At 68.0% G+C, this 26,514-nt stretch carries 24 protein-coding genes; 12 read left to right on the top strand and 12 right to left on the bottom strand.

Going from position 1 to position 26,514, the window contains the following annotated elements; genetic code table 11:
- Positions 1-35: 35 nt before the first annotated feature.
- Positions 36-707 (top strand): hypothetical protein, encoded by a 672-nt coding sequence (locus DZC73_RS11590; protein ID WP_124540426.1) that lies wholly within the window; start codon positions 36-38, stop codon positions 705-707.
- A 4-nt stretch (positions 708-711) separates the two neighbouring features.
- Here DZC73_RS11590 and DZC73_RS11585 read toward each other — a convergent pair whose 3' ends face one another.
- The 10 genes from DZC73_RS11585 to DZC73_RS11540 all read right to left on the bottom strand — a co-directional run bounded on the left by DZC73_RS11585 (position 712) and on the right by DZC73_RS11540 (position 15,186).
- On the bottom strand, positions 712-2,628 hold the full coding sequence (locus DZC73_RS11585) for an ATP-binding protein (protein ID WP_124540425.1): 1,917 nt from the start codon (positions 2,626-2,628) through the stop codon (positions 712-714).
- On the bottom strand, positions 2,625-2,963 hold the full coding sequence (locus tag DZC73_RS11580; RefSeq protein ID WP_124540424.1) for a hypothetical protein: 339 nt from the start codon (positions 2,961-2,963) through the stop codon (positions 2,625-2,627). The genes DZC73_RS11585 and DZC73_RS11580 overlap by 4 nt, the downstream gene beginning before the upstream one ends.
- Before the next feature lie 135 nt (positions 2,964-3,098).
- A complete protein-coding gene (locus DZC73_RS29905) occupies positions 3,099-5,951 on the bottom strand; it encodes an immunoglobulin domain-containing family protein (protein ID WP_124540423.1) in 2,853 nt (950 codons plus the stop codon).
- A 210-nt stretch (positions 5,952-6,161) separates the two neighbouring features.
- Positions 6,162-7,031, bottom strand: a complete 870-nt coding sequence (locus DZC73_RS11570; protein ID WP_124540422.1) for an AraC family transcriptional regulator — start codon at positions 7,029-7,031, stop codon at positions 6,162-6,164.
- Between the two features lie 69 nt (positions 7,032-7,100).
- On the bottom strand, positions 7,101-7,511 hold the full coding sequence (locus DZC73_RS11565) for a nuclear transport factor 2 family protein (RefSeq protein ID WP_124540421.1): 411 nt from the start codon (positions 7,509-7,511) through the stop codon (positions 7,101-7,103).
- Between the two features lie 74 nt (positions 7,512-7,585).
- Positions 7,586-9,235 carry a glycoside hydrolase family 43 protein gene (locus DZC73_RS11560; protein WP_124540420.1) on the bottom strand — a complete coding sequence of 550 codons (1,650 nt, stop codon included), beginning with the start codon at positions 9,233-9,235 and terminating at the stop codon, positions 7,586-7,588.
- Between the two features lie 24 nt (positions 9,236-9,259).
- On the bottom strand, positions 9,260-10,492 hold the full coding sequence (locus DZC73_RS11555) for an ROK family transcriptional regulator (RefSeq protein WP_124540419.1): 1,233 nt from the start codon (positions 10,490-10,492) through the stop codon (positions 9,260-9,262).
- 90 nt (positions 10,493-10,582) lie between these two features.
- Positions 10,583-11,830: an extracellular solute-binding protein gene (locus DZC73_RS11550; protein WP_124540418.1), complete on the bottom strand. Its 1,248-nt coding sequence runs from the start codon at positions 11,828-11,830 to the stop codon at positions 10,583-10,585.
- A 222-nt stretch (positions 11,831-12,052) separates the two neighbouring features.
- A complete protein-coding gene (locus DZC73_RS11545; protein WP_161974546.1) occupies positions 12,053-14,566 on the bottom strand; it encodes a serine/threonine-protein kinase in 2,514 nt (837 codons plus the stop codon).
- Positions 14,563-15,186 (bottom strand): sigma-70 family RNA polymerase sigma factor, encoded by a 624-nt coding sequence (locus DZC73_RS11540; protein WP_235835092.1) that lies wholly within the window; start codon positions 15,184-15,186, stop codon positions 14,563-14,565. The genes DZC73_RS11545 and DZC73_RS11540 overlap by 4 nt, the downstream gene beginning before the upstream one ends.
- A 138-nt stretch (positions 15,187-15,324) precedes the next feature.
- On the opposite strand from DZC73_RS11540, the gene gph reads away from it, so the two are divergent.
- Complete coding sequence (gene gph, locus DZC73_RS11535; RefSeq protein WP_235835091.1) at positions 15,325-15,996, top strand: phosphoglycolate phosphatase; 672 nt, start codon at positions 15,325-15,327, stop codon at positions 15,994-15,996.
- An 11-nt stretch (positions 15,997-16,007) separates the two neighbouring features.
- Here gph and DZC73_RS11530 read toward each other — a convergent pair whose 3' ends face one another.
- Entirely contained in the window at positions 16,008-16,829 is an 822-nt protein-coding gene (locus DZC73_RS11530) for a glycoside hydrolase family 16 protein (RefSeq protein WP_198414836.1), read from the bottom strand.
- 95 nt (positions 16,830-16,924) lie between these two features.
- A complete protein-coding gene (locus tag DZC73_RS11525; RefSeq protein ID WP_235835090.1) occupies positions 16,925-17,539 on the bottom strand; it encodes a chalcone isomerase family protein in 615 nt (204 codons plus the stop codon).
- A 400-nt stretch (positions 17,540-17,939) separates the two neighbouring features.
- Between DZC73_RS11525 and trpE the strand changes: the two genes are divergently transcribed.
- The 10 genes from trpE to DZC73_RS11475 all read left to right on the top strand — a co-directional run bounded on the left by trpE (position 17,940) and on the right by DZC73_RS11475 (position 26,338).
- On the top strand, positions 17,940-19,424 hold the full coding sequence (trpE, locus tag DZC73_RS11520) for an anthranilate synthase component I (protein ID WP_124540415.1): 1,485 nt from the start codon (positions 17,940-17,942) through the stop codon (positions 19,422-19,424).
- Position 19,425: 1 nt separating this feature from the next.
- Positions 19,426-20,010, top strand: coding sequence for an anthranilate synthase component II (locus tag DZC73_RS11515; RefSeq protein WP_124540414.1), 585 nt, complete (start codon positions 19,426-19,428; stop codon positions 20,008-20,010).
- A complete protein-coding gene (gene ltaE, locus DZC73_RS11510) occupies positions 20,004-21,026 on the top strand; it encodes a low-specificity L-threonine aldolase (protein WP_407924105.1) in 1,023 nt (340 codons plus the stop codon). The genes DZC73_RS11515 and ltaE overlap by 7 nt, the downstream gene beginning before the upstream one ends.
- Positions 21,027-21,042: 16 nt before the next feature.
- On the top strand, positions 21,043-22,077 hold the full coding sequence (trpD, locus tag DZC73_RS11505) for an anthranilate phosphoribosyltransferase (RefSeq protein ID WP_124540413.1): 1,035 nt from the start codon (positions 21,043-21,045) through the stop codon (positions 22,075-22,077).
- Positions 22,078-22,135: 58 nt separating this feature from the next.
- On the top strand, positions 22,136-22,927 hold the full coding sequence (trpC, locus tag DZC73_RS11500; protein WP_124540412.1) for an indole-3-glycerol phosphate synthase TrpC: 792 nt from the start codon (positions 22,136-22,138) through the stop codon (positions 22,925-22,927).
- Complete coding sequence (locus DZC73_RS11495; RefSeq protein WP_268879040.1) at positions 22,924-23,673, top strand: uracil-DNA glycosylase; 750 nt, start codon at positions 22,924-22,926, stop codon at positions 23,671-23,673. The genes trpC and DZC73_RS11495 overlap by 4 nt, the downstream gene beginning before the upstream one ends.
- A gap of 209 nt (positions 23,674-23,882) precedes the next feature.
- Positions 23,883-24,527, top strand: a complete 645-nt coding sequence (locus DZC73_RS30465; protein WP_124540411.1) for a TonB family protein — start codon at positions 23,883-23,885, stop codon at positions 24,525-24,527.
- A 61-nt stretch (positions 24,528-24,588) separates the two neighbouring features.
- Positions 24,589-25,437: a MotA/TolQ/ExbB proton channel family protein gene (locus DZC73_RS11485; protein ID WP_124540410.1), complete on the top strand. Its 849-nt coding sequence runs from the start codon at positions 24,589-24,591 to the stop codon at positions 25,435-25,437.
- A gap of 34 nt (positions 25,438-25,471) precedes the next feature.
- Positions 25,472-25,897 carry an ExbD/TolR family protein gene (locus DZC73_RS11480; protein WP_124540409.1) on the top strand — a complete coding sequence of 142 codons (426 nt, stop codon included), beginning with the start codon at positions 25,472-25,474 and terminating at the stop codon, positions 25,895-25,897.
- Between the two features lie 12 nt (positions 25,898-25,909).
- The gene (locus DZC73_RS11475; protein WP_124540408.1) at positions 25,910-26,338 is read left to right on the top strand and encodes an ExbD/TolR family protein; all 429 of its coding nucleotides are present in this window, start codon (positions 25,910-25,912) and stop codon (positions 26,336-26,338) included.
- Positions 26,339-26,514 lie beyond the last annotated feature (176 nt).

The raw sequence follows: 26,514 nt of genomic DNA, 5'->3' as shown, positions 1-26,514 counted from the left end.
GGTGATTCATCCACCAAAGATCGTCGGGACACGCCATGACCACCTCCAGCTTGAGCTTCACCATTCGACCGGCCGTGAACGGCCTGGACCTGCGCCGCGCCTGCGAAGTGCGGGCCGAAGGCTACGGGCACCACATGCCGTCGCTGCGCCAGTCGCTGATCGAGCCTGATGCACTCGACCACGCCGAGGGCACGCTGGTGCTGATCTGCGAAGACAAGAAGACCGGCGCCGCGGTGGGCACGGCACGCATCCAGACCAGCCGCCGCGGGCCGCTGCTGATCGAGCAGTCGATGGCTTTGCCCGAGTCGATGGCCCGGCTGGGCCGCGCCGAGATCACGCGGCTGGCGACCATGCCGAAGTGCGACCCCATCCTGAAGTTCGCCATCTGCAAGGCGGCCTTCCTGTACTGCCTGTCCACGCAGTCGCGCTTTGCCATCATCGGCGCGCGCAATGAGGCGCTGATCCGCCAGTACCGTCGCATCGGCTTCGTGGAGATGAACGCCGACCAGCCCATGGTGCCTCTGGCCCATGCGGGCAACATGCCGCACCGCGTGCTGATGTTCGACACGCTGATGGGGCCGCGCGAATGGCAGGCGAATCCGAACCAGCAGGGCTTGTTTGACTTCTGCTTCGACACCTATCACCCGGACATCCAGCTCGTGGAGCGCCTGGGTGCGCAGCCGCGCATCGAAGCGATGGCGGCCTGATCGATCAATGCGCGAGCGGCGGCGCGGCGTCACCCGCCGTGCCGAGGCCCAGCGCAGATGCGCCCGGCCGATGCAGCCAGAACGCCATGATCCGTCCCAGCTGCTCGGCCGAGAAGGGCTTGGGCAGGAACTCGTCCATCCCGGCAGCCAGGCAGGCTTCCCGGTCTTCGTCGCTGGCGGTCGCGGTCATCGCGATCACCGGCACGCGTGACAGGCCCAGCGCCTGCTCGCGTGCACGGATCTCACGCGTTGCCGCCACGCCGTCCAGTCCGGGCATCAGCACGTCCATCAGCACGAGGTTGGGCCGGCCCACCTCGCGCAGCGCACGGCGCACCGCCTCGCGGCCGTTGACGGCACGCTCCACCACCACGCCCTCGCGCTCCAGGAAGGCCTGGGCGATGAGCGCGTTGAGGTCGTTGTCCTCGGCCAGCAGCACCTGGAACTCGCCGCGCTGCACCGCGGGCGCCGGCATGTCGGATGTGTCGCCTGCAGCCTGCGAGGCCTGCGCCATCGGCTTGAGCTTGATGGTGAAGCGAAAGGACGAACCCACGTCGGTCGCGCTTCGGCAGGTGATGTCGCCGCCCATGGCCTGCGCCACCTCGCGGGCGATGGTCAGGCCCAGGCCGGTGCCCTCGAAGGGCCGTGCCGCTGTCGCGCCGACCTGGCGGAAGGCCTCGAAGATGTGGGCCTGGTCTTCGGGCGAGATGCCAACGCCGCTGTCGCGCACGACGAACACGTAGTCCTCGCCGCCAAGGTGTTCGAGCGACATCGACACGAAGCCCGTCTTGGTGAACTTCACCGCATTGCCCAGCAGGTTGTGCAGCACCTGGCGCAGCCGCGAGGGGTCGCCCAGCACCCAGCATTCGCCCTTGACCCGGCAGTCGAAGGAGAAGGACAGGCCCTTGTCGCCGGCGCGCACGGCGTAGATCTCGGCCACGCGGTGGGCCTCGGACGCGACGTCGAACTCGGCCTGCGCGATCTTGAGCTGGCCCGACTCGATGCGGCCGATGTCCAGCAGGTCGTTGATGAGCTCCAGCAGGTGCATGCCGCTGGACTCGATGAGCTCCACCCGGCGCTGCACCGCCGAATCGTTGGACTCGATGTGCAGCAGCCGCGCGATGCCCAGGATGCCGTGCAGCGGCGTGCGCAGCTCGTGGCTCATGGTGGCGAGGAACTGGCTCTTCACCGCGCTCTTGCGCTGGGCCAGTTGCAGCGCGTGCTCGCGTTCCTCGGCGTTGCGCTGGGCGAGTGCGAGCGCGGCGTCCTTCATCTCCTCGCTGCGGCTGGCCTTCATGCGCAGCAGGAAGTTCTCGGCCAGGCGGCGCTCGTAGCGGCGGGCGGTGGACAGCAGCAGGCCCAGCAGCGCCATCGAGCCCAGCCCCCACAGCACGCCGAACTCGTCGCCGCGGAACAGCACGCTCACGCCCGACATGAGGATGATGGGCACGACGTAGGCAGCCGTGGCCGTGACGCGTGCCTGCAGGCCGTAGGTGGCCACGATGGCCACGCACGTCAGGCACGGCAGGATGACCGAGGCCACGCCGATGGTGTCGTGCACCAGCACCGCGCCGGCCAGACCCCACACGATGCCGTCGATGGCCAGCAGCCCGTAGGTGTAGTTGCGCCAGCGCTTGCCGCCGGGGTGGCCGCGGCGGTTGTAGACCATGGCCTGCACGATGCGCGGCAGCGCGATCGCCAGCTTCAGCCCCAGCCAGGGCAGCACGTACTGCGGGAAGTGCGTGGGCAGCTTCCAGGCCATCAGCAGCGCGAAGGCGGTGGCCACCAGCGTGCCGATGGAGGCATGCTCCCACACCATGCGCAGCTGCTCGTCGGCGAGCTGCTCGGCGAACTCGCCCTTGGCCGGAGGCAGCGTGTGTTCGTGGGTGGACGTGTCCATGGCGATGGGAGGCGTGCCGCTCATTCGTACTTTGCCAGCAGCGCGGGCATGTCCTCGGGGCAGTCCAGCTCAAGGCTCTGGCAGGTCACGCGGAAGCGTTCGAGCTTCTCGGCGTCCGAACACTGGGGCAGGGCGGCGGCCAGATCGCGGTACAGCCTCACCATGGCGCGAAGGCGCAGCGTCTCGAACTCGCGCTGCCAGTCGGCGATGACCTCGATCTGGATGGCGCTGGAGGCGGCGAAGAACCCGTCGGGCAGGTTCACCGCGCCCACGCCCAGCTCAAGGTCTGCGAACAGCCCGCCGATGGGCAAAGGAAAGGCCGCGGGGTCGTCTTTCCGACGTGAGCCTGGATCGCTCATCGTGGTTTCCTCCCCGGCGCGCCTGGCATGTGCTGCTCGCATATTGTTCCCATTGGGCCGGTAGTACACCATGGGACATTCTAGTAAGTGGAGAGTGAAGCACCTCGATTCACCGTCAATTGCAAGATTTTCAGTTCAATTCAGATCCAGCACGCCGAGGTGGTTGGCCAACTGGGGGCCTCCCGAGGTGATGGTGATGCGCCGGCCTTGGGTGACGGCGCTGGTGGCGACGGTGTAGGAGCCGCCCGGTACCAGACCGGTCATGAGCACGCGGGTGCCGGCAGCCGGCACGACGAAGGACGTGCTCGCGAGGACGGCATAGGGGTCGTCCAGGAACATCACGGCCGTGGCGCCGGTCAGTGCACCGCTCACGGCAGTGCCCGTGTCGCTGCGGATGAGCGCAGGCGTTGCCGGCGTGGTGCCGCCGTCGGTGCCTTGCAGCACGTGCAGGAACAGGGCATCGCGCGGGCTGCCCGCGGCCTCCACGCGCAGCCGGTAGGCGCCGGTCCAGTTCGTCTTGTCAGCCGACATCGGGTCGAGCGTGGCTTTCCAGAACTGGTCGGGAGCATCGATGACCGGGCCGATCACCGTGTTCGTGGCGTTCGCGCCTGCCGGCAGCAGCGTGCTCACGTGCAGCCGCTGGTTGCCGGGCGTGGAGGCCGTGACCGTGGAACCGCTGAGTACCGGTGCCGCGCCGTTGCTGGGCAGGGTGAGCCAGAAGCGCTTGAAGCGGTTGTCGGTGGCCGTGCGCGCACGGTCCATCACCACCACCGTGTCGGGTTGCAGCCAGAACAGCGAGCGGCTTGCATGAGTGACTTCGCGCGCATTCACGCCGTCGTCGCCGTAGTTGTAGAGGTTGGTGGAATCGCCGGTGAAGACCAGGTAGTCGGACGCAGTGCCGCGCACCAGCACGCTCGGGTCGCCGTCGTGCGCGCCGCCGATGAACTGGCTGCCCCGCGCCAGGAAGGCCGCGTGGTAGCCGCCCACGTGGGCCTGCGGATTGTTCTGGATGGTCAACGTGTTCTTGAACTCCGACATCGCCGCGCCCGCGCCGTAGGCCGACAGCTCCTTGGTCAGCCACTCGCCCTTGCGCCAGAAGTCGAACATGTTGCCGTCGCCGTGCTGGTGGTCCACGCTGTTGAAGCTGAGCTTGATGTCCAGCATGCGCACGTCGGCGGCGTCGTTCCAGCTGGTGCGAGCCTGCAGCCGGCCCAGGCTCGGCGCGAAGTGGACCAGCGGCTGCGAGCCACGGGGGTCCGAGGGCGCGGCCTGGCCGGGATCGAACATCATGAAATACATGATCGACTGGATGATGTTGTCGTCGTTGTTGGTGCGCGAGGCGAGGCTGCCGGGGTTGTTGGGCGGCGCGGTGTATTCGAGCCACTTGGCGGCGTTCAATGCCGCCGCCTGGCCGCTGTAGCGCGTGTACAGCGACATCGGGCCCATCACCCGCATCGGATCGATGAGGTAGAGCTGCTCGGCGTCGCCGAACCACGCGGGCTGATAGACCTGCCCGTAGTCGGTGGACACCTTCTTCGTGGGCAGGCTGTGGAAGAAGCCCGGCATCAGGTTGGACAGCAGCGGGTGGTTCACGAGCGAGACCTTGTCACCGTACGTCGTGGTGTCGTCCATGCCCGAGGTGTGGATGGCCAGCATCAGCCCGTAGTAGAAGCCGATGGACTCGCCGTACTCCATGCCCTCCGGGCTGATGCCGCCGAAGCCGTCGTTGCGGTAGGCAAAGTCGGTCATGTACAGGTAGGTGCCGATGGCCTCCTGCATGAAGTCGCCGAGCTTTCCGGCGGCGTCGCCGCTGACGGACGCATCGGCCACGTCGTCGGCCGGATCGACCGCGTTGGCCATCATGAAGATGTTGCGCGCATGGGCCATCAGGTAGTTGTTCATCGAGAAGCGGATGGCGCGCCGCTTGGGGTCGGCCAGGTCCAGCAGCGCCGGATTGTTGCGGCGCTCGGTACCAACTGGTACCGACGATGGGTTGGAGTGGTAGTAGGTGACCGACGGATAGCCGTCGCGGTCCTCGGCGCACCAGCGCAGGAAGACGCGGCGTATGCGCTGCTTCTCGGCAGCGGTGAGCCAGGGGTACAGCCAGTCCACCGCGAGCGGGAAGGCCTCGCCGTGCCAGCGTCCGCGGTCCGACGATGCGAAGGAGTCACTGCGGAACTTGCCGCTGCCCACGCCCAGGTCGGCCTGGTCGATGACGGCAAAGAGTGCGGTCTTGGCCGCGGCGATCCATCGCGGGTTGCGTGCCGCGTCGGTGTCGACAAGGGCCATGAAGGCCATCAGCGCGGCGTACGACTCGGTGGCGTAGGGCGTGTAGGTGGAGCCGCCGTTGTCCTGCGCCGGCACGACGCCGGACTCGATGCGCTCGCGTGCGGTGAGGGCGAGCTGGTAGAGCGCGCCGCCGGTGGCGCTGCCGTACATCGGATTGGAGGCGACGGCCCAGGAGCGCAAGCGGGCGAGGTCGTCGTTGCGAACCCACAAGCGCGGGTGCGTGGCGACCGGCGTGCGGTTGGCCACGGCATTCACATGCAGCACGGCAGGCTCGCTGGCCAGCGAGCCGCTCGGGTTGCTGACGACCACGTCAAACTGCGCGCCGTCGTCCGATGCCGCGGCGGTGAGCGTGTAGACCGCCGAGTTCGCCGAGGTGACGGCCACGCCGTTGCGCCGCCACTGATAGCTCAGTGACGTGCCCGAGGTGGAGACACTGAAGCTCGTGCCGGTGCCGGCGCTCACCGTGCGGTCGATGGGATGCGCCAGGATGATGGGCGCGCCGGCCGTCGCGGGCGGTGGTGGCGGTGTCGGGGTGGGCGCAGGCGCTGGAGTCGGGGCAGGGGCGGGTGTCGGTGTCGGTGTCGGTGTCGGATCAGGCGTCGGAGACGGCGCCGCGCCGCCACCGCAGGCTGTGACGAAGACGGCCAGCATCAGGGCGCTCAGGCGTGGGTCGCGGCGCAGGGATTTCGGCAGGCTCATGTCGTTGGTGCGTGTGCTTGGCATGCCGCCCCAAGGCGCAAGGACCGCGCCTTGATGGACCCGCCCCAGGCCTGACCAAAAGTGATCGCCTCATGCGGCCCTTGCGCCCACAGGCGCCTTCCAGCGCTGACAAAGCTGGGCGCGATCTGACCCCGCCAGCCCTCGCGTGTCCGATTTGTTCCATGCCAAATCGGACGCGGCGGGTGCGCTTCAGCCCACCGGATGCAGCAGGTCCTGCGGCAGGTCGAAGGCCCACTGCGACGGCGCGGACCGGGCCATGAGATCCCGCAGCGCGGCCGGCGTCTGCCCGATCAGCGACCTGAAGTCGCGCGCCATGTGCGAGGCATCGGCAAAGCCCGAGGCCTGGGCCACCGATGCCATCGACGCCGTGGCCTGCCGCGCAGCCGCCTGGACGTGCAGCAGCGACAGCTGAAGCCGCGCCAAGCGGATCACCACCTTGGGCGGTACGCCGAAGGTGTCGATGAAGTGGCGATGCAGTCGCCGCTCGTGCATCTGCGTGTGCTCGGCCAGTTCGCGCACCGTCATGTGCGGCAGGCGCCAGACGAGTTGCTGCACGAAGCGCGCGAGCACCGATGCACGGCTGGGTGACTTCCGGCGCAGGCGCCGCTCCAGCACGCCTTCGAGCACGTGGAGCTGCCGGGCCACGGTGCGCTGCGAGGCCATGCGGTCGGCAATCTCCGAGCGCTCCTGCGCGTTCAGCAGCGCGTCACCGTCGTGCCAGCGGTCGGTGAACTCGCCGGCGGGCAGGCGCAGCACGTCGGTCAGGCGGCCCGGCTTGAACAGCACCACGGTGGTCTCAGGCGCATCGATGTACTCGCGGCTGACGCCTTGCGTCATCGCCCCCGAGAAGCTCACGGGCGGCGTGCGCAGGCCGCCGTCCGGGTCGACCAGCGTGCCTTCATGAACAATGGTGAGTGCCGCATAGAGGTTGGCCGGGAAGTGGGTGCGAAAAGCCGCTACGTCGCGCGGCATGTGCATGGAACGTCGTCGTACCACGTACCCCATCACGTCCTGGGCGAGCGATGGCGAGGGCGGAAGGACGATGACGCTGGAGGACATGGCAGGGCGCGAACGGTTCGAGCCTGCTCCTCATGCAAGAAACGGTGCCTGACGTTTTTGGGCAGGTGCTCAGGGGTAGAAGGTGCGCTCCGCCGAAACCGACCAGACCTCCGCGATGCGCCCGGCCTGCACCCGCAGCATGTCGGTGCCGCTCTTGCGGAGCGCCTCGCCGGGCTCCTTGGCCAGCGTGGCGAGGTAGGGGCGGGCGACGAGGCCGTAGGGCAGGCCCTCGATGAGCGTCAGGTCCACCGCCGCTTCGCCGTCGGCGCGAAACACGAGGCCGGGCCGGCCCTGGCGCCATCCGCCGATGAGCTTGGCGATCTGTGCCGGCGTGCGGCACTCGTCGAAGGCTTGCGTGCCAGGCTGGGCGTAGCGCAGGCGGAAGGTCGGGGCCATGATGTCGGCGGCCAGCGACAGGTCGCCATTCCACAGGGCGGTCCAGCGGTCGAACAGGGTGATGCCGATGTTGCGCAGGTTCATGGGGCTCTCCTTGGTGCGGGCTGGGCAGTGTCGGAGGGCCCCCCTGACAACGTTCTGTCAGGAGCCTGCGCTGCTCAGTCTTGCACAGGCCGGTACTCGAACCAATCGAAGTCCGCATGCAGCCGCCCGCCGCTCAGGTCCTGGCAGGCCAGCCCGATGAAATTGCCAGTGAAGCCGAAGCTGCGCGGCGTGCCCTGGTCGAAGTGGGTGGCGTGTTCGTCGGACAGCATGGCGGTGGGCAGGGGCTCGCCGATGGCTTGCCAGTCGGCATCGCCCAGGCGGTGGAAGAAGCGGAAGCTGTCGGCGTGGAACACCACCTTCATGTCCACCGGCCCGCTGGGAACGGGCACGGGCTTCACCGGCTCGCGCAGGATGCCGCGGTCGTTCACCGCCAGCACCAGCACCTTGCCGCCGGCCGCGTCGTCGTGCGTGAGGTGCAGGTAGGCATGGTTCTGGGTGTTGTAGTAGGCGAGCAGGCCGGCGCAATGCTGGAAGTGCGTCGGCTCGAAGTCCACCCGCGTGGATACGTCGCAGCGGAAGTGCTGCTGCCGGCGTGCCACCAGGCTCTGGTCGAAGGTGGACATCAGCGACTCGCGGCCACGCAGTCGCAGCCAGCCGGGGCGCTCGGTGAGCGACAGCCACGACGCATCGGCGGGGGCACGCAAGGTGTTCAGGTGCGGGTTGAGTGCGGCGTGGTCGAAGTCGTCCCTGGGCGGCTCCTGCTCGATCGGTGCCGCCGGCAGGTCGGGGGCCGGTGCGGCGCGATGCGGCGCGGTGCCGCCACCGGCCAGGCGGGGCCAGCCATCGGCCGTCCATTCGATGGCCTGCAGCGCGGTCTCGCGGCCGAGCGGGCAATGCAGGCCGGCGTATTCGCCGACGGGCGCGTCGGCCGGCGGATCGGTCCGCCATTCGAGCGGGCGTCCGCACAGGTGGGCCATGAACCACTGGCCAGTGCCGGTGTCCACGAGGCTGGCGTGTCCCGCCCGCTGCAGCCCGGCCGGCGACTGGCGGTGCGCCGTCAGCAGCGGGTGGTGCGGACTCACCTCGTACGGCCCCTCGATGCGACGCGAACGCGCGATGGTCACCGCGTGTTCGTAGAAGGTGCCGCCTTCGGCCACCAGCAGGTAGTACCAGCCGTCGCGCCTGTACAGGTGCGGGCCTTCGGTGACGCCCAGCGACGTGCCCGTGAAGATGGTCTGCACCGACCCTGTGAGCGCGCGGCGGTCCTTGTCCCACTCCTGCAGCACGATGCCCGCGAACGGATCGTGCCCGGGCCGGTGGTTCCACTGCATGCTCACGAACCAGCTGCGTCCATCGTCGTCATGGAACAGCGAGGGGTCGAAGCCGCGGCTGTGCACGTACACCGGCTCCGACCACGGGCCGGCCGGATGCTCGGCGGTGGCGATGTAGTTGTGCGCGTCCTTGTACGAGCCCAGCGAGCTGCGCACGTTGGTGAACACGAGGTAGTAGGTGCCGGCATGGTGGCTCAGGCACGGCGCCCAGATGCCGCAGGAATCGGGGTTGCCGCGCATGTCCAGCTGGCTGGTGCGCGTGAGCGCGTACGACAGGTGCTGCCAGTGCACCAGGTCGCGCGAGTGATGGATGCGCACGCCCGGCCACCATTCGAAGGTGGAGGTGGCGATGTAGAAGTCGCGGCCCACGCGCAGGATGGACGGGTCCGGATGGAAGCCCGGAAGGATCGGGTTTTGAATGTTTCGGGACATGGCGGAAGACGATGTGTGTTGATCTCACGGCCCGTTCACGCGCAAGGCCGTGGTGACCGCGCCATAGGGCCGCATCAGTGAATGCATGGCGAAGGCAGCGCCGCCGACGGCGGTAGCGAGTTCGCCGTGGCGTGCCACGCGCACCTCTGGCATGGGCAGGCCGGCCTGGTCGGCGAAGGACTTCAATCGCTTGATGGCCGCATCGATGAAATGCGTGCCCCCCAGCGCTGCCGTTTCACCGCCGAGCACGATGGCCTGCGGGTTGAAGGTGGACCAGGCGTTCTGCAGCAGCACGCCCAGCGCGTCGCCTGCATGCGCGAAGGCCTGCCGTGCACGGCGCATGCGCGGGTTGGCGAGCTCGGCGCGCAGGGTGTCGCGGTCGACCTGCTGCGCGCGGTCCAGGTGCCCGGCTTCGCGCGCGATCGCCTTGAGACCGACGTAGGCCTCGGCGCAGCCCAGGCGCCCGCAGGAGCATGGGCGCCCATCGATGTGCAAGGTGGTGTGGCCGATCTCGCCCGCCGAACCGGTCGCGCCGGTGAACAGGGCTTCGTTGAGCACGATGCCCGCCCCCACGCCCACGCCGCAGCTGATGTACACGAGCGGATCGTCGGCCGGCCGCTTGCCGAACTCGATCTCCCCGATGGCGGCGAGGTCGGCTTCGTTCTGGCAGTAGACGGGCACGTCGCCCAGCTTCGAGCGCTGCAGCTCGCGCGCCAGCCGCTGCCCCACCTCCACCTGCCGCCAGCCGATGTTGGGCGCGAACTGCAGCACGCCGGTCACGGTGTTGACCGCGCCCGGCAGCCCCACGCCCACGCCCAGCACGCGGGAGCCGGAGCGGGTGGCCTTGGCGGTCAGCCGGGTCACCATCTCCACCAGCTGGTGGCAGGCGCCGTCGGGCGTGCGGTCGGCAAGCGCGGCTTGCGTCGCCTCCTGCACCTCGCCGTGCACGCTGGCACTGACGACGTGGATGCGGTCCGGCCCCAGCTCGGCGCCGATGAGCGCGAGTCCCCGGCCCGCCAGCCGCAGCGGCGTCGGCCGGCGGCCCAGCGCACCGGTGGCCTGCACCTCGTCTTCCGCCAGCCAGCCTTCGTCGATCAGCTCCTTGCTCAGCAGGCTCACCGTGGACTTGGTGAGCCCGCTGCGCGCGGCCAGGTCCACGCGCGACAGGCCCGGCTCCTCGCGCAGCAGCCGCAGCAGCGCGATGCGGTTGATGTGCTTGACGAAGCGCTGGTCTCCCGTGATGGGGGTGCTGGCCATGGACGCCGCTCTCCTTGGGGGCTGGGGCAGGAGCGCGCCGGCGGAACCGGCGCTTGCGGCGGCATTGTCGATCCACATGTGCAGCGAGGCTCAGCGGCGCACGCGGCGCTTCAGTGCAGCGTCGGCATCGGCCAGTGCCTGCGCCACGGGCTTGCGGCCTTCCAGCACCTCGTCCAGAGCGGCCGACACCAGCTCGTTGGCGACGGGATCGAACTTGTTCACCGGAATGCTCGGGATGCGCCGTGCCGACTCGGCCCACAGCAGCCGTGCCGGTTGGCCGCCGAGGAAGGGAATCGGTTCCTCCAGGAAGGACTTCTCCTGCGCGCTCGGAATGGCCGGGTACGCGCCCATCTTGCGGAAGGAGGCGAGCTGCTGTTCGCGGTTGGTGCTCATGAAGCGGATGAAGTCCCATGCTTCCTTCTTGTGCTGGCTGGCCTTGGGGATCGCATAGAACGACCCGCCCCACGATGCGAAGGCGCCGCCGGGCAGCTGCGATGCACGCCACTTGCCAGCGCCCTCGGGATTGAGCCAGTCCGCCAGGTGGCCGGCCAGCCACGCACCCATCATCTGAGTGGCCAGGCTCTCGCGCTTGAAGGCCTCGCGCCACTCCGGGCTCCACGGGTTGATCTTCGCGTCGATGCCCGCCTTGCGCGCGGCCAGCGCCAGCTCGAAGGCCTTCGTAAAGCGCGGCGTGCTCAGCAGCGACTGGCCGCCCTTGGCGAAGTACACGCCTTCGCCGGCCTTGAGGTTGGAGCGGATGTAGGTGTTGAAGATGTCCGCTGCACCGGTGAGCGTGTAGGCGCCGGTCTTCTCGCGGATCACCTTGCCCGACTCGATGAAGGATTCCCACGACTGCGTCATCTGCTCGATGCTCACGCCCGCCTTGTCGAGGATGTCCTTGCGGTAGAAGAGCGCGCCCGGGCCGACGTCGGCGGGCAGCGCCACCAGCGCGCCGGTGGAATCGAAGGACTGCGACCAGGCGAAGGCATGGAACTGCGGCTGCAGCGGCTTGCCGTTGTAGGGCGGCTTGGAAAGATCATCCAGCCCGCCCGATTCGGCGAAGCGCCCGAGGTAGGAGATCTCCAGCGCCATCACGTCGGGCAGGTTGGCGTTGGTGGCCAGCGCCGCGCTCATGGCCGTGTGGTGGTCGGCGTAGGGCAGGCTGGTGAGCTTGATCTCGATCTCGGGATGCAGCTTCTGGTAGGCAGGGATGGCGATCTTCACCGACTCGTCGAAGCTCGGAAACGAGGTGACGGTCAGCACGGTGGTGGCGGCCTGTGCGGCGGCACTCGCCGCCAGGGCGAGTGCGGCTGCGGCGAGAAGGGCGGCGTGTCTCATGGCGTTCTCGGCAATGGGTTGCGGGTGGGTGGGCCCGTGGCCACGGCCGGTGTCGACCGGCGAGGCGTTCGGGCACCCGCTGCAGCGCATGGCCAGTGCGCAGCGGCAAGGCGAGCGAAAGTTACGGGCGGGCCATCAGGCGCGCATTGGGGTAACACATTAGTTCGAGCGTCGATCTAACTATTCCGCAAGATTGGCTAGTGTTTTTCTGGCCGGGTGCGCTCAATGCGCCGAGGCGAGGCGCTCGATGGCGGCGCGCACGTCCTGCGCGCTGACGTTGCCGGCACCGGTGCCGAAACGCTTCTCCACGTCGTCCAGCATCGCCACGCTTTGTTCGTAGCGCTGCTTCGCCGCCGGCTTGTCGCCCTGCGCCAGCAATGCCTGGCCGAGGTGGAACAGGTTGGCGGCTTGGGTGTAGCGCGGGTAGGCGTCCTGCTGTGAACCGGCGGGCAGGCCTTCGAAGATGTCCACGGCGGTTTGCAGGCGTTGCCGCGCCTCCTTGGTGTCGCCGGTGGCAATGAGCGCCGTGCCGAGCTGGCCCAGGCTGTGCGCACGTTCGAACCGGTAGCGCGCATTGGCGGGGTCGGCACCGCTGAGCCTGTCCCAGATGGCAAGCGCCTTGAGGTGCTGCGTGCGGGCTTCGGCCGGCCGGTTCAGGCGCAGGAGTGCACGGCCCACGTCGTCGCTCATCGAACCGATGCGGGCCGAGATCAGGGCGTCGTCGGGCTTGGCCGCCAGTGCGCGCTCCAGCAGCGCCACGCCCTGGCTGAAGGCGTCGTAGGCGAGCTTCGAGGTTTCGGGCGTGGTGTCGCGTTCGAGGTAGCGATCGCCGAGCTGCGAATAGTGGCTGCTGAGGTAGAGCTGCGCATCGCGCTGATCGGGGTTGCGCGCGAGGACGCGCCGCAGCAGCGTGGCGGCTTTTTCCGACTCGACCATGAAGTCGTCCATCTTGCCGGCGCCTTGCATGGCCTGCGCATGCTGGCCATGCGTGGTCGCCAGCAGCATCAGGTCGGCTTCGGAATCCGGATGCGCATTGGCGATCCCTTGCGCGATGGCGACGGCCTTGCTCGCTGCGGCCAGCGCGCCGGCTGATTCGACGCGCATCACCAGCACGCCGGCCTGGCGCTTGTACAGGTTCACCAGCTCGCGCTGTGCCGCCTCGCCCGGCATGCCGTCGAGCAGCGCCACGCCCCGCGCGTAGCTCTTGAGGGCACCGTCGGGGTCGCCGAGGTTGGCGGTGAATGCGCGGCCCTGGATGTCTCCGATCTTGCGGTAGGCGATGGCCAGCTCCATCCTCAGCGTCGCATCGCCGGTCGATTCGGCGCTGAGTTCCTCGAGGTATTTGAGGCTGTTCTGCACCAGCAGCTTGCGCGCCGCAGTGGTGCCGGGCAGCTCGGCGATGGCGTCGTGCACCTCGAACATGAAGCTGTTGGCCAAGCGCCGCACGCTTTGCGCATGGTGCTGCGCGCGTTCACGCTGCTGCCGGGCCTGCACCGCCTGGTAGCTCGCCACGCCAATGCCCGCGATGAGTGCAACGTTCGCGAAGAGCACCGCCCCCGCCACCGCCTTGTGGCGCAGCAGCAGCCGGCCGAGGCGGTAGCTCAGGGCACCGCGCCGTGCCTGCACCGGCAGGCCTTCGAGGTGCCGGAAGATGTCGTCGCCCAGCGCTTCGGCGCACGCATAGCGGTGATCGGCCTGCTTGCGCAGCGCCATCAACACGACGGCGTCGAGGTCGCCCTGGAGCCGGCGCCGCAAGGCGCGTGACGGCGCCTGGCCTGCGGCATCGTGTGCCCGGCTGGGCGGCAGCGGTTCGGTGTCGCAGATGGCGCGGGTGAGGGCGTAGTTGTCGCCGGTCGTGTCACCGTAGGGGCTGGCGTGCGTGAGGAGCCGATACAGCACCACGCCCAGCGCGTAGATGTCGCTGGCCGGCGTGGCGGCTTCGCCGCGCACCTGCTCGGGGCTGGCGTATTCGGGCGTCAGGGCCCGCTGCGCCGTGGCCGTGACGGCAGTGCCGCCGGCCGGCCCGATGCGCTTGGCGATGCCGAAATCCACCAGCTTCACCACGCCCTGCGCCGTGACGAGGATGTTGCTCGGCTTCAGGTCGCGGTGCACCACGCCTTGCCGGTGCGCGTACTCCACCACCTGGCACACCGTGCGGAACAGGCGCAGCCGCGCTTCGATGCCCAGCTGGCCCGATTCGCAGTAAGCATCGATGGGCTGGCCGTCGACGAACTCCATCACGAAGTAGGGCGAGCCGTCGTCGGCCATGCCGGCGTCCAGCATCTTGGCGAGGTTGGGATGGTCCAGCGTGGCGAGGATGCGGCGCTCCGCGTCGAAGCGCTGCCGCAGGAACTCGCGGTCCAGGCTTTCGCGCACCAGCTTCACGGCCACCTGCTGCTCGTATTGGCCGTCGGCCCGTTCTCCTCGGTAGACCTCGCCCATGCCGCCACGCGCGATCAGCGCCACCAGGCGGTAGGCGCCCAGCCGGCGGCCGATCCAGGCCGGCGTGGACGGCATGCCGAGCGCGTCCAGCAGCTGCTCGCTGGGATGCGAGTCCAGCGGCGTGCCGCTGAGGTCGCTGGCGGCGAGCAAGGATTCGAGCTCGCGGCGCAAGGCATCGTCCTCGCCGCACACGCGGTCGATGAACCCGGGACGCTCCTCGACCGCGAGCGACAGCCCCTCGGCCAGCAGGACTTTCAGGCGCTGCCATGCCTGCGGATCCATCGCGTGGGTCATGCGGCACCTCCGGCAGGGCGCGCCGTGCCGCCGCCCAGCTCGCGCAGCAGCCAGGCACGCCCACAGGCCCATTCGCGCTTGACGGTGGCCGGCGAGATGTCGAGCGCGGTGGCGGTTTCCTCCACGCTCAGGCCGCCGAAGAAGCGCAGCTCGATGACCTCGCTTTGCCGTGCGTCGAGCTGCTCCAGCCGTTGCAGGGCCCGGTCCAGGGCGAGCACATCGAGCCGGTCGACAGGCGAGGCCTCGCTGGCCACGCCTTCGATCTCGTCCAGCGGCAGCACCTGCACGCCGGCACCGCGCTTGTCGGCAAGCCGCGCGCGGGCATGGTCGACCAGGATGTGGCGCATGAGCCGCGAGGCCAGGCCGAAGAACTGCGCGCGAGATTGCCACTGCATGTCGCTGCCCTTGGACATGCGCAGGAACACCTCGTGGACGAGGCCGGTGCGCTGCAGCGTGTGGCCATCGCGCTCGCGGGCCAGGTGCCTTCCTGCGAGGCGCTGCAATTCCTTGTAGACCATGGGCACGACGCTGTGCAGGGCGGCATCGTCGCCGTCCGTCCAGCGCCGCAGCAACTGCGTCACCGGGCCATAGCCCTGCGCGCCGTTCGACAGCTCGTCCACGCCGTCCCCTCCGAGTGTTGTGGCTCAGCCAAAGGCAGGCGCGCAGCTTACGCCCTTGCGCCGGTCGGGGCTGCGTGAGTTTGTTACTCCGACTGCGGCGCAGGGATGCGCGAATTTTCCGTGGCGTATTCTGTGGCCGTGAACACGATCCACTTCAACCACGACCGGCTGGACGCGGCCATCGTCGACCTCGATGGCACCATGGTGGACACGCTGGGCGATTTCCACGCCGCACTCAACGGCATGCTCGCGGACCTGTGGCTGCCGGCGGTGTCGCGCGAGCTCGTCGAGCGCAGCGTGGGCAAGGGCTCCGAGCATCTCATCCGCTGCGTGCTCGCTGACGTGGGCGGGCCGGCGTCGGCGTACGAGCCGGCCTGGGCCGCCTACCAGGCCCACTACGACCGCATCAACGGCGATCACTCGGATGTCTATGCCGGCGTGCCCGAAGGTTTGGCGGCACTGGCGGCGCATGGGCTCAAGCTCGCCTGCCTGACCAACAAGCCCGGCGCCTTCGCGCGCGACCTGCTCGCGATGAAAGGCCTGGCCAACCGCTTCAGCCTGGTCTTCGGCGGCGATGCCTTCGAACGCAAGAAGCCCGATCCGCTCCCCCTCCTCAAGACCTGCGAGGCGCTGGGCACCTCGCCGCAGCGCACGCTGGTGATCGGCGACTCCAGCAACGATGCGCAGGCGGCGCGTGCGGCCGGCTGCCCGGTGGTGCTCGTGACCTATGGGTACAACCACGGCGAGCCGGTGACGGCGGTGGATGCGGATGGTTTCGTCGATCGGCTGGATGCGTTGCGGTGGGCGTGACGATGTGGGCATCACAGCCCGGCGCTTTCCACCGGGCGATGCACCCGCAAGTGGTCGATCACGAACGATTTGTCCTGCGGCAGGGCCTGGGTGGGCGAGCCGGTCTCGGAAGGGCGCTCGTAGATGCCCAGCATGAGCTGCATCGGGTACGCCGGTGATTGCGCCACGTGCCCGATCTGCTGACCATCGACGTGGAAGGTGATGCCCCGAGGTGTCCAGTCCGCCGAGTAGAGGTGGAACTCGCGCACGTCGATGGGCAGCTCGGCCTCGCGGAAGTCATCGACCAGCGCCGGGTCGCCGAATGGGTGCACGCCGAAGGCCACGCGTGTCGATTCGGGCGTGGCATGGCGCCCGAAGATCTCGCACACGCAGATCTCGCCGGACTGCTCGGGCTCGTCCTCGATGCCGATCATCCACAGCGCCACGTGCGTGCCCGGCGGGATGTTCGCCCGGGCCCGCAGCTCGAATCGTCCGAAGGTGGGCGCGCAGAGGATGCGCCGCTGCTGCGCCTCGCGAACGACGCTGCGTGGGTTGAACCGGTGCTGCCCGCGGGTACTGCCCAGGGGTCCTGATTGCACCCCGGTCTGCAGCGAGGAAACGCGCACGCCGCCGTCGTATTCCGGACACCAGGGCGGCTGGTCGGGGTCGATGCGCAGGCGCAGATGGCCCAGCGCGAAGTCATGGCGGGCAGCGGCCAGCACGCGGGACGACCACTGCGGCAGATGGCAGGGCAGCCACTTGTCGAGGTTCAATGCGCCATCGGCGAACTCGTCATGAAACGCGAGCGCGTGGCTGGCTGCGAAGTCCGTCTCCATGCGCTTGATGATGCGCAAGGGACCCCGCCGGAAGATGTCGAAAGTTTCGAGCGCCTGGAATGAACAAGGGCGCCAGCAGGCGCCCTTGGCAGGAACGGCAGGTCCGCAGGCCGTCAGTTGAACGGGTCCTTCGCGGCCGACTTGCCCTGGCCCAGCAGCGCATCCTTCAGCTGCGCATCGGCGGGCACCTTGCCCAGCCAGATCTTCATGAGCGCGGTGTAGAACTCAGGCTCCTTGATCGGTTCGGCGGCGGGCTTGCCCATCACGACGATGCTCGTGCCCTGGCCGGGGATGTAGTCCACCGAGAAGTATTCGCCCGGAGCGAGCTTCTTGCGCGCAGCGAAGATCTCGCCCATCTTGATCACGCCGGGGATGATCTTGGAGAACTCCTCGCGCGAGGCGTTCTGCTCCATGCTCTTGGTGAACAGCTTGCCCAGTTCGTTGGCGTCGATCTCGCGCAGCATCACGATGTGCATGCGGCGCGGGCCGGTGTTGTTGAGCACCTGCTCGGGCGTGGTGGCCTTGCCGTTGAGGTACAGGCCGGCCGCATACACCTTGAACACCGCCTTGTAGCGCACGCCGTAGCCATTGAGCTGGAGTTTGGTGTTGGCCACCGTCGCGGTGGTGTCCAGCTTGATGCCGCCGGCTTCGACGGTGTCAGCAGCAAGGACCGACAGCGGCAGGCTGGCGGCGGCGAGGGCGAAAGCAACTACTTGGCGACGGATCACGGCGCAACTCCCAAACTAGACCGATGAGTCTAAACAACACCCGTGAGTGTGACTTCGCACGACCGTGCGGTCGAGTGCACAAGTCACGCTTGGACTTGGTGCACGCCCGGACTTGCGTGACAGGGTTCCGCCCCTGCTACACTTTTCGGATGTTCACACCGCGCAAGCAAACCAAGGGGTCGCACGACCGGGGAGCATGGCCCTGGCGGGCCTGGCCCATCAGCGCCTGAGTTTTCCAGGCCACGACAGGTTTGTTTGCCGCAGGCTGCTGCTCGCACCATGAGCCGCCCTTCGGCCCCAGCGATGACCTGCGGTCCCATCCGGACCGCGCCATCGAACTTCAGCAACTCCCCAAGCGTGCGTTTTCGCGCGCCCATGCGGGCTGTGGAGGGCCCCCACCGTGATCACCGAACTTGAATTCAAGAGCCTTGCCGCCGAAGGCTACAACCGCATCCCCCTGATCGCCGAAGCCTTCGCCGATCTGGAAACCCCCCTGTCTCTCTATCTCAAGCTGGCCTACGCCTCGGGCGGCGGCAAGAACAGCTTCCTGCTGGAGTCCGTCGTCGGCGGCGAGCGCTTCGGGCGCTACTCCTTCATCGGGCTGCCGGCGCGCACGCTGCTGCGGGCCACGGGTTTCAAGACCGAGGTCGTCACCGACGGCGCCGTGGTCGAGACGCACGAAGGCAACCCGCTGGACTTCATTGCCGACTACCAGAAGCGCTTCAAAGTGGCGCTGCGACCGGGCATGCCGCGCTTTTGCGGCGGGCTGGCCGGCTACTTCGGCTACGACGCCGTGCGCTTCATCGAGCCCAAGCTCGCCAAGACGCACAAGACCGGCGGCATCGACACACCCGACATTTTGCTGCTGCAGTGCGAGGAACTGGCGGTCATCGACAACCTGTCGGGTCGGCTGTACCTCATCGTCTATGCGAATCCGGCCGAGGCCGAGGCCTTCCACCGGGCGAAGCGGCGCCTGTCCGACCTGACCGACAAGCTGCGCTACAGCGTGACGGCGCCGGCCGTGAAGCGCGGCACCTCGCACGGCGTGGAGCGTGAGTTCCCCAAGGATGAGTACATCGCCGCGGTGCTCAAGTCCAAGGAATACATCGCCGCCGGCGACATGATGCAGGTGCAGATCGGCCAGCGCCTGCGCAAGCGCTACACCGAGTCGCCGCTGTCGCTGTACCGCGCCCTGCGTTCGCTGAACCCGTCGCCCTACATGTACTTCTATGACATGGGCGACTTCCAGATCGTGGGCGCCTCGCCCGAGATCCTGGTGCGGCAGGAGCACACGCCCGAGGGCGACAAGATCACCATCCGGCCGCTGGCCGGCACCCGGCCGCGCGGTGCGACGCCGGAGCAGGACAAGGCGCTGGAGGTCGAACTCAGCGCCGATCCGAAGGAGCGCGCCGAGCACCTCATGCTGATCGACCTCGCGCGCAACGACATCGGCCGCATCGCCAAGACCGGCAGCGTAAAGGTGACCGAGGCCTTCGTGGTCGAACGCTACTCGCATGTGATGCACATCGTGAGCAACGTGGAAGGCCTGCTCAAGCCGGGCATGACGAGCCTGGACGTGCTCAAGGCGACCTTCCCAGCGGGCACCCTGACCGGCGCGCCCAAGATCCGTGCGATGGAGATCATCGACGAGCTGGAGCCGGTCAAGCGCGGCATCTATGGCGGCGCCTGCGGTTACCTGAGCTTCGCGGGCGACATGGACGTGGCCATCGCGATCCGCACCGGCATCGTGAAGGACCAGACGCTGTACGTGCAGGCGGCCGCGGGTGTCGTGGCCGATTCGGTGCCCGAGCTGGAATGGAAAGAGACCGAGGCGAAGGCCCGCGCCCTGCTGCGTGCCGCTGAACTCGTGGAAGAGGGGTTCTGACATGCTGCTGATGATCGACAACTACGACAGCTTCACCTTCAACCTCGTGCAGTACTTCGGCGAGCTGGGGGTGGACGTGCGCGTGTTCCGCAACGACGAGATCGCGCTCGAAGGCATCGCCGAACTCAGGCCCGACCAGCTGGTGCTGTCGCCCGGGCCGTGCTCGCCCGCCGAGGCCGGTATCTGCGTGAGTGCCATCCAGCACTTCATGGGCAAGCTGCCCATCCTCGGCGTGTGCCTGGGCCACCAGGCCATGGGCGCGGCGCTGGGCGGCAAGATCATCCGCGCGCAGCGGCAGATGCACGGCAAGGCCAGCGTCATCACCACCGACCAGCAAGGCGTCTACAAGAACCTGCCGCGCGAGTTCTCGGTGATCCGCTACCACTCGCTGGCCATCGAGCGCGAGACCATGCCGTCGGTGCTGGAAGTCACCTCCACCTCGGAAGATGGCGAGATCATGGGCGTGCGCCACAAGGATTTCGTCGGCACGAAGACGCCGATGGAGGGCGTGCAGTTCCATCCGGAGTCCATCCTCAGCGAGCATGGCCACGCGATGCTGAAGAACTTCCTGGAGCTGGCATCGTGACGGGCGTGAAGACGGTCGACCTGCGCAGCGACACCGTCACCCAACCCACGCCGGCCATGCGCGAGGCCATGATGCGCGCGCCGCTGGGCGACGACGTGTTCGGCGACGACCCGACGGTCAACGCACTGCAGGAGCGCATCGCCGCCATGCTGGGCAAGGAGGCGGCGCTGTTCGTGCCCACGGGCACGCAGGGCAACCTCATCGCCACGATGACGCATTGCCAGCGCGGCGACGAATACATCGTCGGCCAGTTCGCGCACACCTACCGCTGGGAAGGCGGCGGTGCGGCGGTGCTGGGCAGCGTGCAGCCGCAGCCCCTGGAGCACCAGGGCGACGGCTCGCTCGCGCTGAAGGACATCGAGGCCGCCATCAAGCCCGACGACGCGCACTTCGCGCGCAGCCGCCTGCTGTGCCTGGAGAACACCATCGGCGGCAAGGTGCTGCCGATGGTGTACATGGCGCAGGCCGCGGAGCTGGTGCGCAGGCGTGGCCTGGCGACCCATCTGGATGGGGCACGGCTATTCAACGCATCGGTCAAACTGGGTGTTCCGGCCAGGGACATTGCCAAGCACTTCGACAGCGTGTCGGTGTGCTTCTCCAAAGGCCTCGGCGCACCCGTTGGCTCGGCGCTCGTCGGCCCGCGCGACTTCATCAAGCAGGCTCACCGCGCCCGCAAGATGCTGGGCGGCGGCATGCGCCAGGCCGGTGTGCTCGCCGCGGCCGCACTGCATGCCCTCGAGCATCACATCGACCGCCTGGCCGACGACCACGCACTCGCGCAGCGCCTGGCCGACGGCCTGCAAGGCATCACCGGCGTGACGGTGGAGCCGCCGCAGACCAACATGGTCTTCGTCGACGTCGCAGGCGAGAAGGCCCAGACGCTGCTGCCGCACCTGAAGTCATGCGGCGTGCTGGCCACGGGCCTGTACCGCCTGCGCTTCGTGACCCACCTCGACGTCGATGCCGCCGGCATCGACCATGCCATCCGCTCGTTCCGCGACCACTTCAACGCCTGACGCGAAGGAAGCTCCCATGGCCATCACCAACAACGAAGCCCTCACGCGAACCATCGAGCATCGCGAGATCTTCCACGACGAAATGCTGGCGCTGATGCGCCGAATCATGGGCGGCGAGATGTCGCCGGTGATGATGGCTGCGCTGCTCGTCGGCCTGCGCGTGAAGAAGGAAACCATCGGCGAGATCACCGCCGCCGCCCAGGTGATGCGCGAGTTCTCCACCAAGGTGGACGTGGCCGACCGCACGCACCTCGTGGACATCGTGGGCACGGGCGGCGACAGCTCGCACACCTTCAACATCTCCACCTGCAGCATGTTCGTGGCGGCCGCGGCCGGCGCGCGCGTGAGCAAGCACGGCAACCGCAGCGTGTCCAGCAAGTCCGGCAGCGCCGACGTGCTGGAGGCGCTGGGTGTGAACCTCTCGCTGCCGCCGCAGGCCATCTCGCAGTGCATTGCCGACACGGGCATCGGCTTCATGTTCGCGCCCAACCACCATCCCGCGATGAAGAACGTCGCGCCGGTGCGCAAGGAGCTGGGCGTGCGCACCATCTTCAACATCCTCGGGCCGCTGACCAACCCGGCCGATGCGCCCAACATCCTGATGGGCGTGTTCCACCCCGACCTCGTGGGCATCCAGGTGCGGGCGCTGCAGCGCCTGGGCGCCGAGCATGCGGTGGTGGTCTACGGCCGCGACGGCATGGACGAGGTGTCGCTGGGTGCGGCCACGATGGTGGGCGAGTACAAGGATGGCGGCATCCACGAGTACGAGATCCATCCCGAGGACTTCGGCCTCACCATGTCCAGCAACCGTGCGCTGAAGGTGGAGACGCCCGAGCAATCGAAGGCACTGCTGCTGTCGGTGCTCGACAACGAGCCGGGGCCGGCGCGCGACATCGTCATCCTCAATGCCGGCGTGGCGCTGTATGCGGCCAACGTCTGCGGCACCATGGCCGACGGCGTGGCGTTGGCGCGCGACGTGCTTGCTTCGGGCAAGGCGCGAGCGAAGCTGGATCAGTTCGTGGACAGCACGAAGAAGTTGAGCGCAGCATGAGCCTCGCCCGGCCGCCCGAAGAGGCTCGCACCGCAGTGCGCAGCACGGAGGTTTTCAAGTGAGTTCAGACATCCTCAACAAGATCGTCGCCGTCAAGCGCGAGGAGATCGCTGCGGCGAAGAAGCAGCGCGACTACGCCTCGCTGCGCCGCGACGCCGAAGCGCGTGGCGGTGTGCGCGACTTCATCGGCAGCCTGCGCGGCAAGATCGGTGCGGGCCGGGCCGGTGTCATCGCCGAGATCAAGAAGGCCAGCCCCAGCAAGGGCGTGCTGCGGGAAGACTTCCGTCCCGCAGAGATCGCGCAGACCTACGAGCGTCACGGTGCTGCCTGCCTGAGCGTGCTGACCGATGTGCAGTTCTTCCAGGGCGCCACCGCCTACCTGCAGCAGGCGCGCGCTGCCTGCGCACTGCCGGTGCTGCGCAAGGACTTCATGGTCGACGCCTACCAGATCGCCGAAGCGCGCGAGATGGGTGCCGACTGCGTCCTGCTCATCGCTGCCTGCCTGGACGATGCGCTGATGGCCGACCTCGAAGCCCAGGCGCTGGAACTGGGCATGGCGGTGCTGGTGGAAGTGCACGACGGCGCCGAACTCGACCGCGCACTGCGCCTGAAGACGCCGCTGGTGGGCATCAACAACCGCAACCTGCGCACCTTCGAGGTGACGCTCGACACGACGCTGGGCCTGCTCAGGCACGTGCCGGCCGACCGCCTGCTGGTGACCGAAAGCGGCATCCTCGGCCCGGCCGACGTGAAGCGCATGCGCGATGCCGACGTGCACGCCTTCCTCGTCGGCGAAGCCTTCATGCGCGCGGCCGACCCGGGCGCGGCGCTGGGCCTGTTGTTCGGATGAGTTCCGGCGATCTCTTCGCCGAACACCCCGCCGGCATCGACAACCGACTGCGTGAGCCGCTGGCGGATGTGTTCGCGCGTGTCCCGGCGGCATGGATGCCCGTGACCGACCGCTTCCTTGCATCACCCGAGGGTCAATCGCTCGCGCGCTTCGTGGACCAGCGCGTGGGCGAAGGTGCCATCGTGTATCCCGGCACCATCTTCCGAGCGCTGGAGCTCACCGCACCGGAGGACGTGCGCGTGCTCATCCTCGGCCAGGACCCGTACCACGGGCCGGGCCAGGCGCAGGGACTCGCCTTCTCCGTCTATGAAGGCCAGAAGCTGCCGCCCAGCTTGCGCAACATGCTCAAGGAGGTCGAGTCCGACACCGGCGCACCTTCGCAATGTGCGCGGGGTGACCTGAGCGCCTGGGCGCGTCAGGGTGTGCTGCTGCTCAACACGGCGCTGACCGTCGAGGACGGCCGGCCCCAGAGCCATGCGGGCCGCGGGTGGGAGACGCTGACCGACGCCTTGCTCGCCCACGTGGCGGCACAGGCGCATCCGGTGGTCTTCCTGCTGTGGGGCGGCTCTGCCCAGCGCAAGCGCGCGTCGCTCGATGAAGCGCGCCATCACGTGCTCACCGCCAACCATCCCTCCCCGCTATCGGCGCGCAGGCCGCCCGAACCCTTCATCGGCTGCCGCCACTTCAGCCAGGTCAATGCACTGCTCCAGCGCCTCCTCCCCGGCACGCCCCCCATCGATTGGTAATATTTGGCATTAGAGTGGTATTGTCCACGTAGCCATGCCGTAGCCTTGCCTTCCTCGTAGGAAGCGCAGAACCTCGCGTTTACCCTGCCCTCCTTGCGTTGACTCACTGGTATTACTGGTACTAAACTGGTACCGTCCAGGGGCGATGACGGATCAGGTGGTCCGTTCCACACCCCATGCCCGAATACCTCAGCATGGAGTCAGAGGGGATGAACTTTTCGCGACAACAGGCAGACCCGCGGCGGCACCTCGGCGGGTTGGCTTTCGTCATCGGCTTGCATGCCCTGATCGTCTGGGCCCTGGTGTCGGGGCTGGCGAAGAAGGTCGTCGACGTGGTGAAGGCGCCCATCGACACCAAGGTGATCGAGGAGGTGAAGAAGCCGCCTCCGCCGCCCGAACAGGTGGTGCCACCGCCGCCCAAGATGGAGGCGCCGCCCCCGCCGTTCATTCCGCCGCCCGAGGTGCAGATCGCGCCCCAGCCGGTGCCTCAGCCGGCCATCACCGCCACGCCGGTGGCACCGCCTCCGCAGGAATTCAAGGCCACGCCGGCCCCGGCGGTGGCTGCTCCGGCGCAGGCTGCCCCGGTATCCGCGGGGGTGGTCTGCTCCAACTACACGTCGGTCATGGGCGACGTCGCCTACCCGCGTGACGCCCAGCGGCAGGGCATCGAAAAAGGCGAGGCGCTCATCAGCTTCACCGTCAGTGCCAGCGGCGCCGTCAAGGACGTCAAGGTGGTCAGTGCTTCGCACCCCATCTTCGCCCGCGCCAGCATGAAGGTGGTGGCCGAGTACAAGTGCCAGGGCCAGGGCCACGACGTGGCCGTGCTCGTGCCGTTCGGCTACTCCATTCAATAAGCGCTGCCGCAGCCAGCGCCTCACCCATCGTTTGAATTTCTCTTCGGATTGGAAATCGATCATGTATCTCGGCAAGTCTTTCTTCTCCCGCCTCTTCCTGGTCTTGATGATGGCCGTGGGCTCAGTGCCTGCGCTGGCCCAGGAGCCGGCCAGCGCCCCGGCCGCCACCGCGACGGCAGCGCCTGCTGAAACCACCGCACCGGCCGCCGCTCCGGTGCCGGCAGCCACCACCACCAAGGAAAGCGTGGACAACCCCTACGGCATCAAAGCGCTGTGGGCACAGGGCGACTTCGTGGCCAAGGGCACGCTGTGCATCCTGTTCATCATGTCGCTGGGCAGCTGGTACATCCTCATCACCAAGCTGTACGAGAGCATGAAGATCAGCGGCGAATCGAAGGCGGCGCGCCGTGGCTTCTTCAAGCACGCCAGCCTGGGTGATGCGGCCAAGACGCTCAAGCAAGGCAGCGCCTTCCGCTTCATCGCCGAGACGGGCATCGAAGCCGGTGACCACCACGAAGGCGCGCTCACCGAGCACATCGACCGCAACACCTGGGTGACGATGAGCGTGCAGCGCTCGGTGGACGACGTGCAGTCGCGCCTGCAGGACGGCCTGGCCTTCCTGGCGACGGTGGGTTCCACCGCTCCGTTCGTGGGCCTGTTCGGTACCGTCTGGGGCATCTACAACGCGCTGACGGCCATCGGCATTGCCGGCCAGGCGTCCATCGACAAGGTGGCCGGCCCCGTGGGTGAAGCGCTGATCATGACCGCCATCGGCTTGGCCGTGGCCGTGCCTGCGGTGCTGGGCTACAACTGGCTCGTGCGCCGCAACAAGGTGACGATGGAGTCGGTGCGCAGCTTCAGCGCCGACCTGCATGGCGTGCTGATGGGCGCGCGCGCCGCGGCCCGCTGATCGGCCCTGTTCAGCCAAGACGAGGAGTGACGCCATGGCCATGAGCGTGGGCAGCGACGGCGGGGACGACGAGGTCGTCTCCAGCATCAACACAACGCCCCTGGTGGACGTGATGCTGGTGCTGCTGATCATCTTCCTGATCACGATCCCGGTGGTCACGCAGACGGTGCCGGTGAAGTTGCCGAGCGAGACCAACATCGCCCGGCAGACCAAGCCCGAGAACATCGAGATCTCGGTGAGCAAGGAGGGCGACGTCTTCTGGAACGCGCAGCTGGTGCCCGACAACGAGGCGTTGTTCCAGCGGCTCAAGAAGATCGCGACGATGACGCCGCAGCCGGAAGTGCACATCCGCGGCGACCAGGCGAGCCGCTATGAATCGGTGGGCCGCGTGATCTTCGCTTGCCAGCGCGCGGCGATCCTGAAGATCAGCTTCGTCACCGAACCGCCTGCCAAAGGCTGAGGAGCACAGAACATGGCAATGACATTGGGTGGTGGCGGCAACGCCGACCCGGAGGTGATGGTGGACATCAACACCACGCCGCTGATCGACGTGATGCTGGTGCTGCTGATCATGCTGATCATCACGATCCCGATCCAGCTGCACAGCGTGAACCTGAACATGCCCGCGGGCAACCCGCCGCCGCCGACCAAGGAGCCGGTGGTTGTCACGATCGACATCGATTTCGACGGGACGGTGTTGTGGAATGGCGAGGCGCTGCCGGACCGCCTGACGCTGGAAAGCAAACTGTCACAAGCTGCAGCACAAGCTGACCAGCCGGAAGTGCACATCCGGCCGAACAAGCTCGTTGAGTACAAGTCGGTGGCGATGGTGCTGGCGAGCGCGCAGCGGCTTGGCGTGACCAAGCTTGGTATGGTGGGCAACGAGCAATTCGTGAAGTAACCCGGTCCGACCCATGATCACCATCAAGAAGACCCTGGCTGCTGCGGCCGTGGCGCTGGCGCTGGGCGCGCAAGCCCAGGAAGCCGTGCGCCCGGACGTGGGCAAGCCTTTGCAGGCCGCGCAAGAGCTGATCAAGGGCGGCAAGTACAAGCAGGCGCTGGACAAGGTGCGCGAGG

Source organism: Rhizobacter terrae, from assembly GCF_003852895.1.
Lineage (GTDB): Bacteria > Pseudomonadota > Gammaproteobacteria > Burkholderiales > Burkholderiaceae_C > Albitalea > Albitalea terrae.
The sequence above is the reverse complement of the archived record's forward strand: the minus strand, read 5'-3'. Positions and strand labels throughout refer to the sequence as shown.

Coding starts and splice junctions, on each gene's coding strand:
- DZC73_RS29905 (WP_124540423.1), bottom strand. CDS start 5,951: ATGAGCCTGCCGAAATCCCTGCGCCGCGACCCACGCCTGAGCGCCCTG.
- trpD (WP_124540413.1), top strand. CDS start 21,043: ATGGCCATCACCAACAACGAAGCCCTCACGCGAACCATCGAGCATCGC.
- DZC73_RS11550 (WP_124540418.1), bottom strand. CDS start 11,830: ATGAGACACGCCGCCCTTCTCGCCGCAGCCGCACTCGCCCTGGCGGCG.
- DZC73_RS11570 (WP_124540422.1), bottom strand. CDS start 7,031: ATGTCCTCCAGCGTCATCGTCCTTCCGCCCTCGCCATCGCTCGCCCAG.
- DZC73_RS11545 (WP_161974546.1), bottom strand. CDS start 14,566: ATGACCCACGCGATGGATCCGCAGGCATGGCAGCGCCTGAAAGTCCTG.
- DZC73_RS11480 (WP_124540409.1), top strand. CDS start 25,472: ATGGCCATGAGCGTGGGCAGCGACGGCGGGGACGACGAGGTCGTCTCC.
- DZC73_RS30465 (WP_124540411.1), top strand. CDS start 23,883: ATGAACTTTTCGCGACAACAGGCAGACCCGCGGCGGCACCTCGGCGGG.
- DZC73_RS11555 (WP_124540419.1), bottom strand. CDS start 10,492: ATGGCCAGCACCCCCATCACGGGAGACCAGCGCTTCGTCAAGCACATC.
- DZC73_RS11565 (WP_124540421.1), bottom strand. CDS start 7,511: ATGAACCTGCGCAACATCGGCATCACCCTGTTCGACCGCTGGACCGCC.
- DZC73_RS11475 (WP_124540408.1), top strand. CDS start 25,910: ATGGCAATGACATTGGGTGGTGGCGGCAACGCCGACCCGGAGGTGATG.
- DZC73_RS11590 (WP_124540426.1), top strand. CDS start 36: ATGACCACCTCCAGCTTGAGCTTCACCATTCGACCGGCCGTGAACGGC.
- DZC73_RS11485 (WP_124540410.1), top strand. CDS start 24,589: ATGTATCTCGGCAAGTCTTTCTTCTCCCGCCTCTTCCTGGTCTTGATG.
- DZC73_RS11495 (WP_268879040.1), top strand. CDS start 22,924: ATGAGTTCCGGCGATCTCTTCGCCGAACACCCCGCCGGCATCGACAAC.
- DZC73_RS11585 (WP_124540425.1), bottom strand. CDS start 2,628: ATGAGCGGCACGCCTCCCATCGCCATGGACACGTCCACCCACGAACAC.
- DZC73_RS11560 (WP_124540420.1), bottom strand. CDS start 9,235: ATGTCCCGAAACATTCAAAACCCGATCCTTCCGGGCTTCCATCCGGAC.
- DZC73_RS11580 (WP_124540424.1), bottom strand. CDS start 2,963: ATGAGCGATCCAGGCTCACGTCGGAAAGACGACCCCGCGGCCTTTCCT.
- DZC73_RS11515 (WP_124540414.1), top strand. CDS start 19,426: ATGCTGCTGATGATCGACAACTACGACAGCTTCACCTTCAACCTCGTG.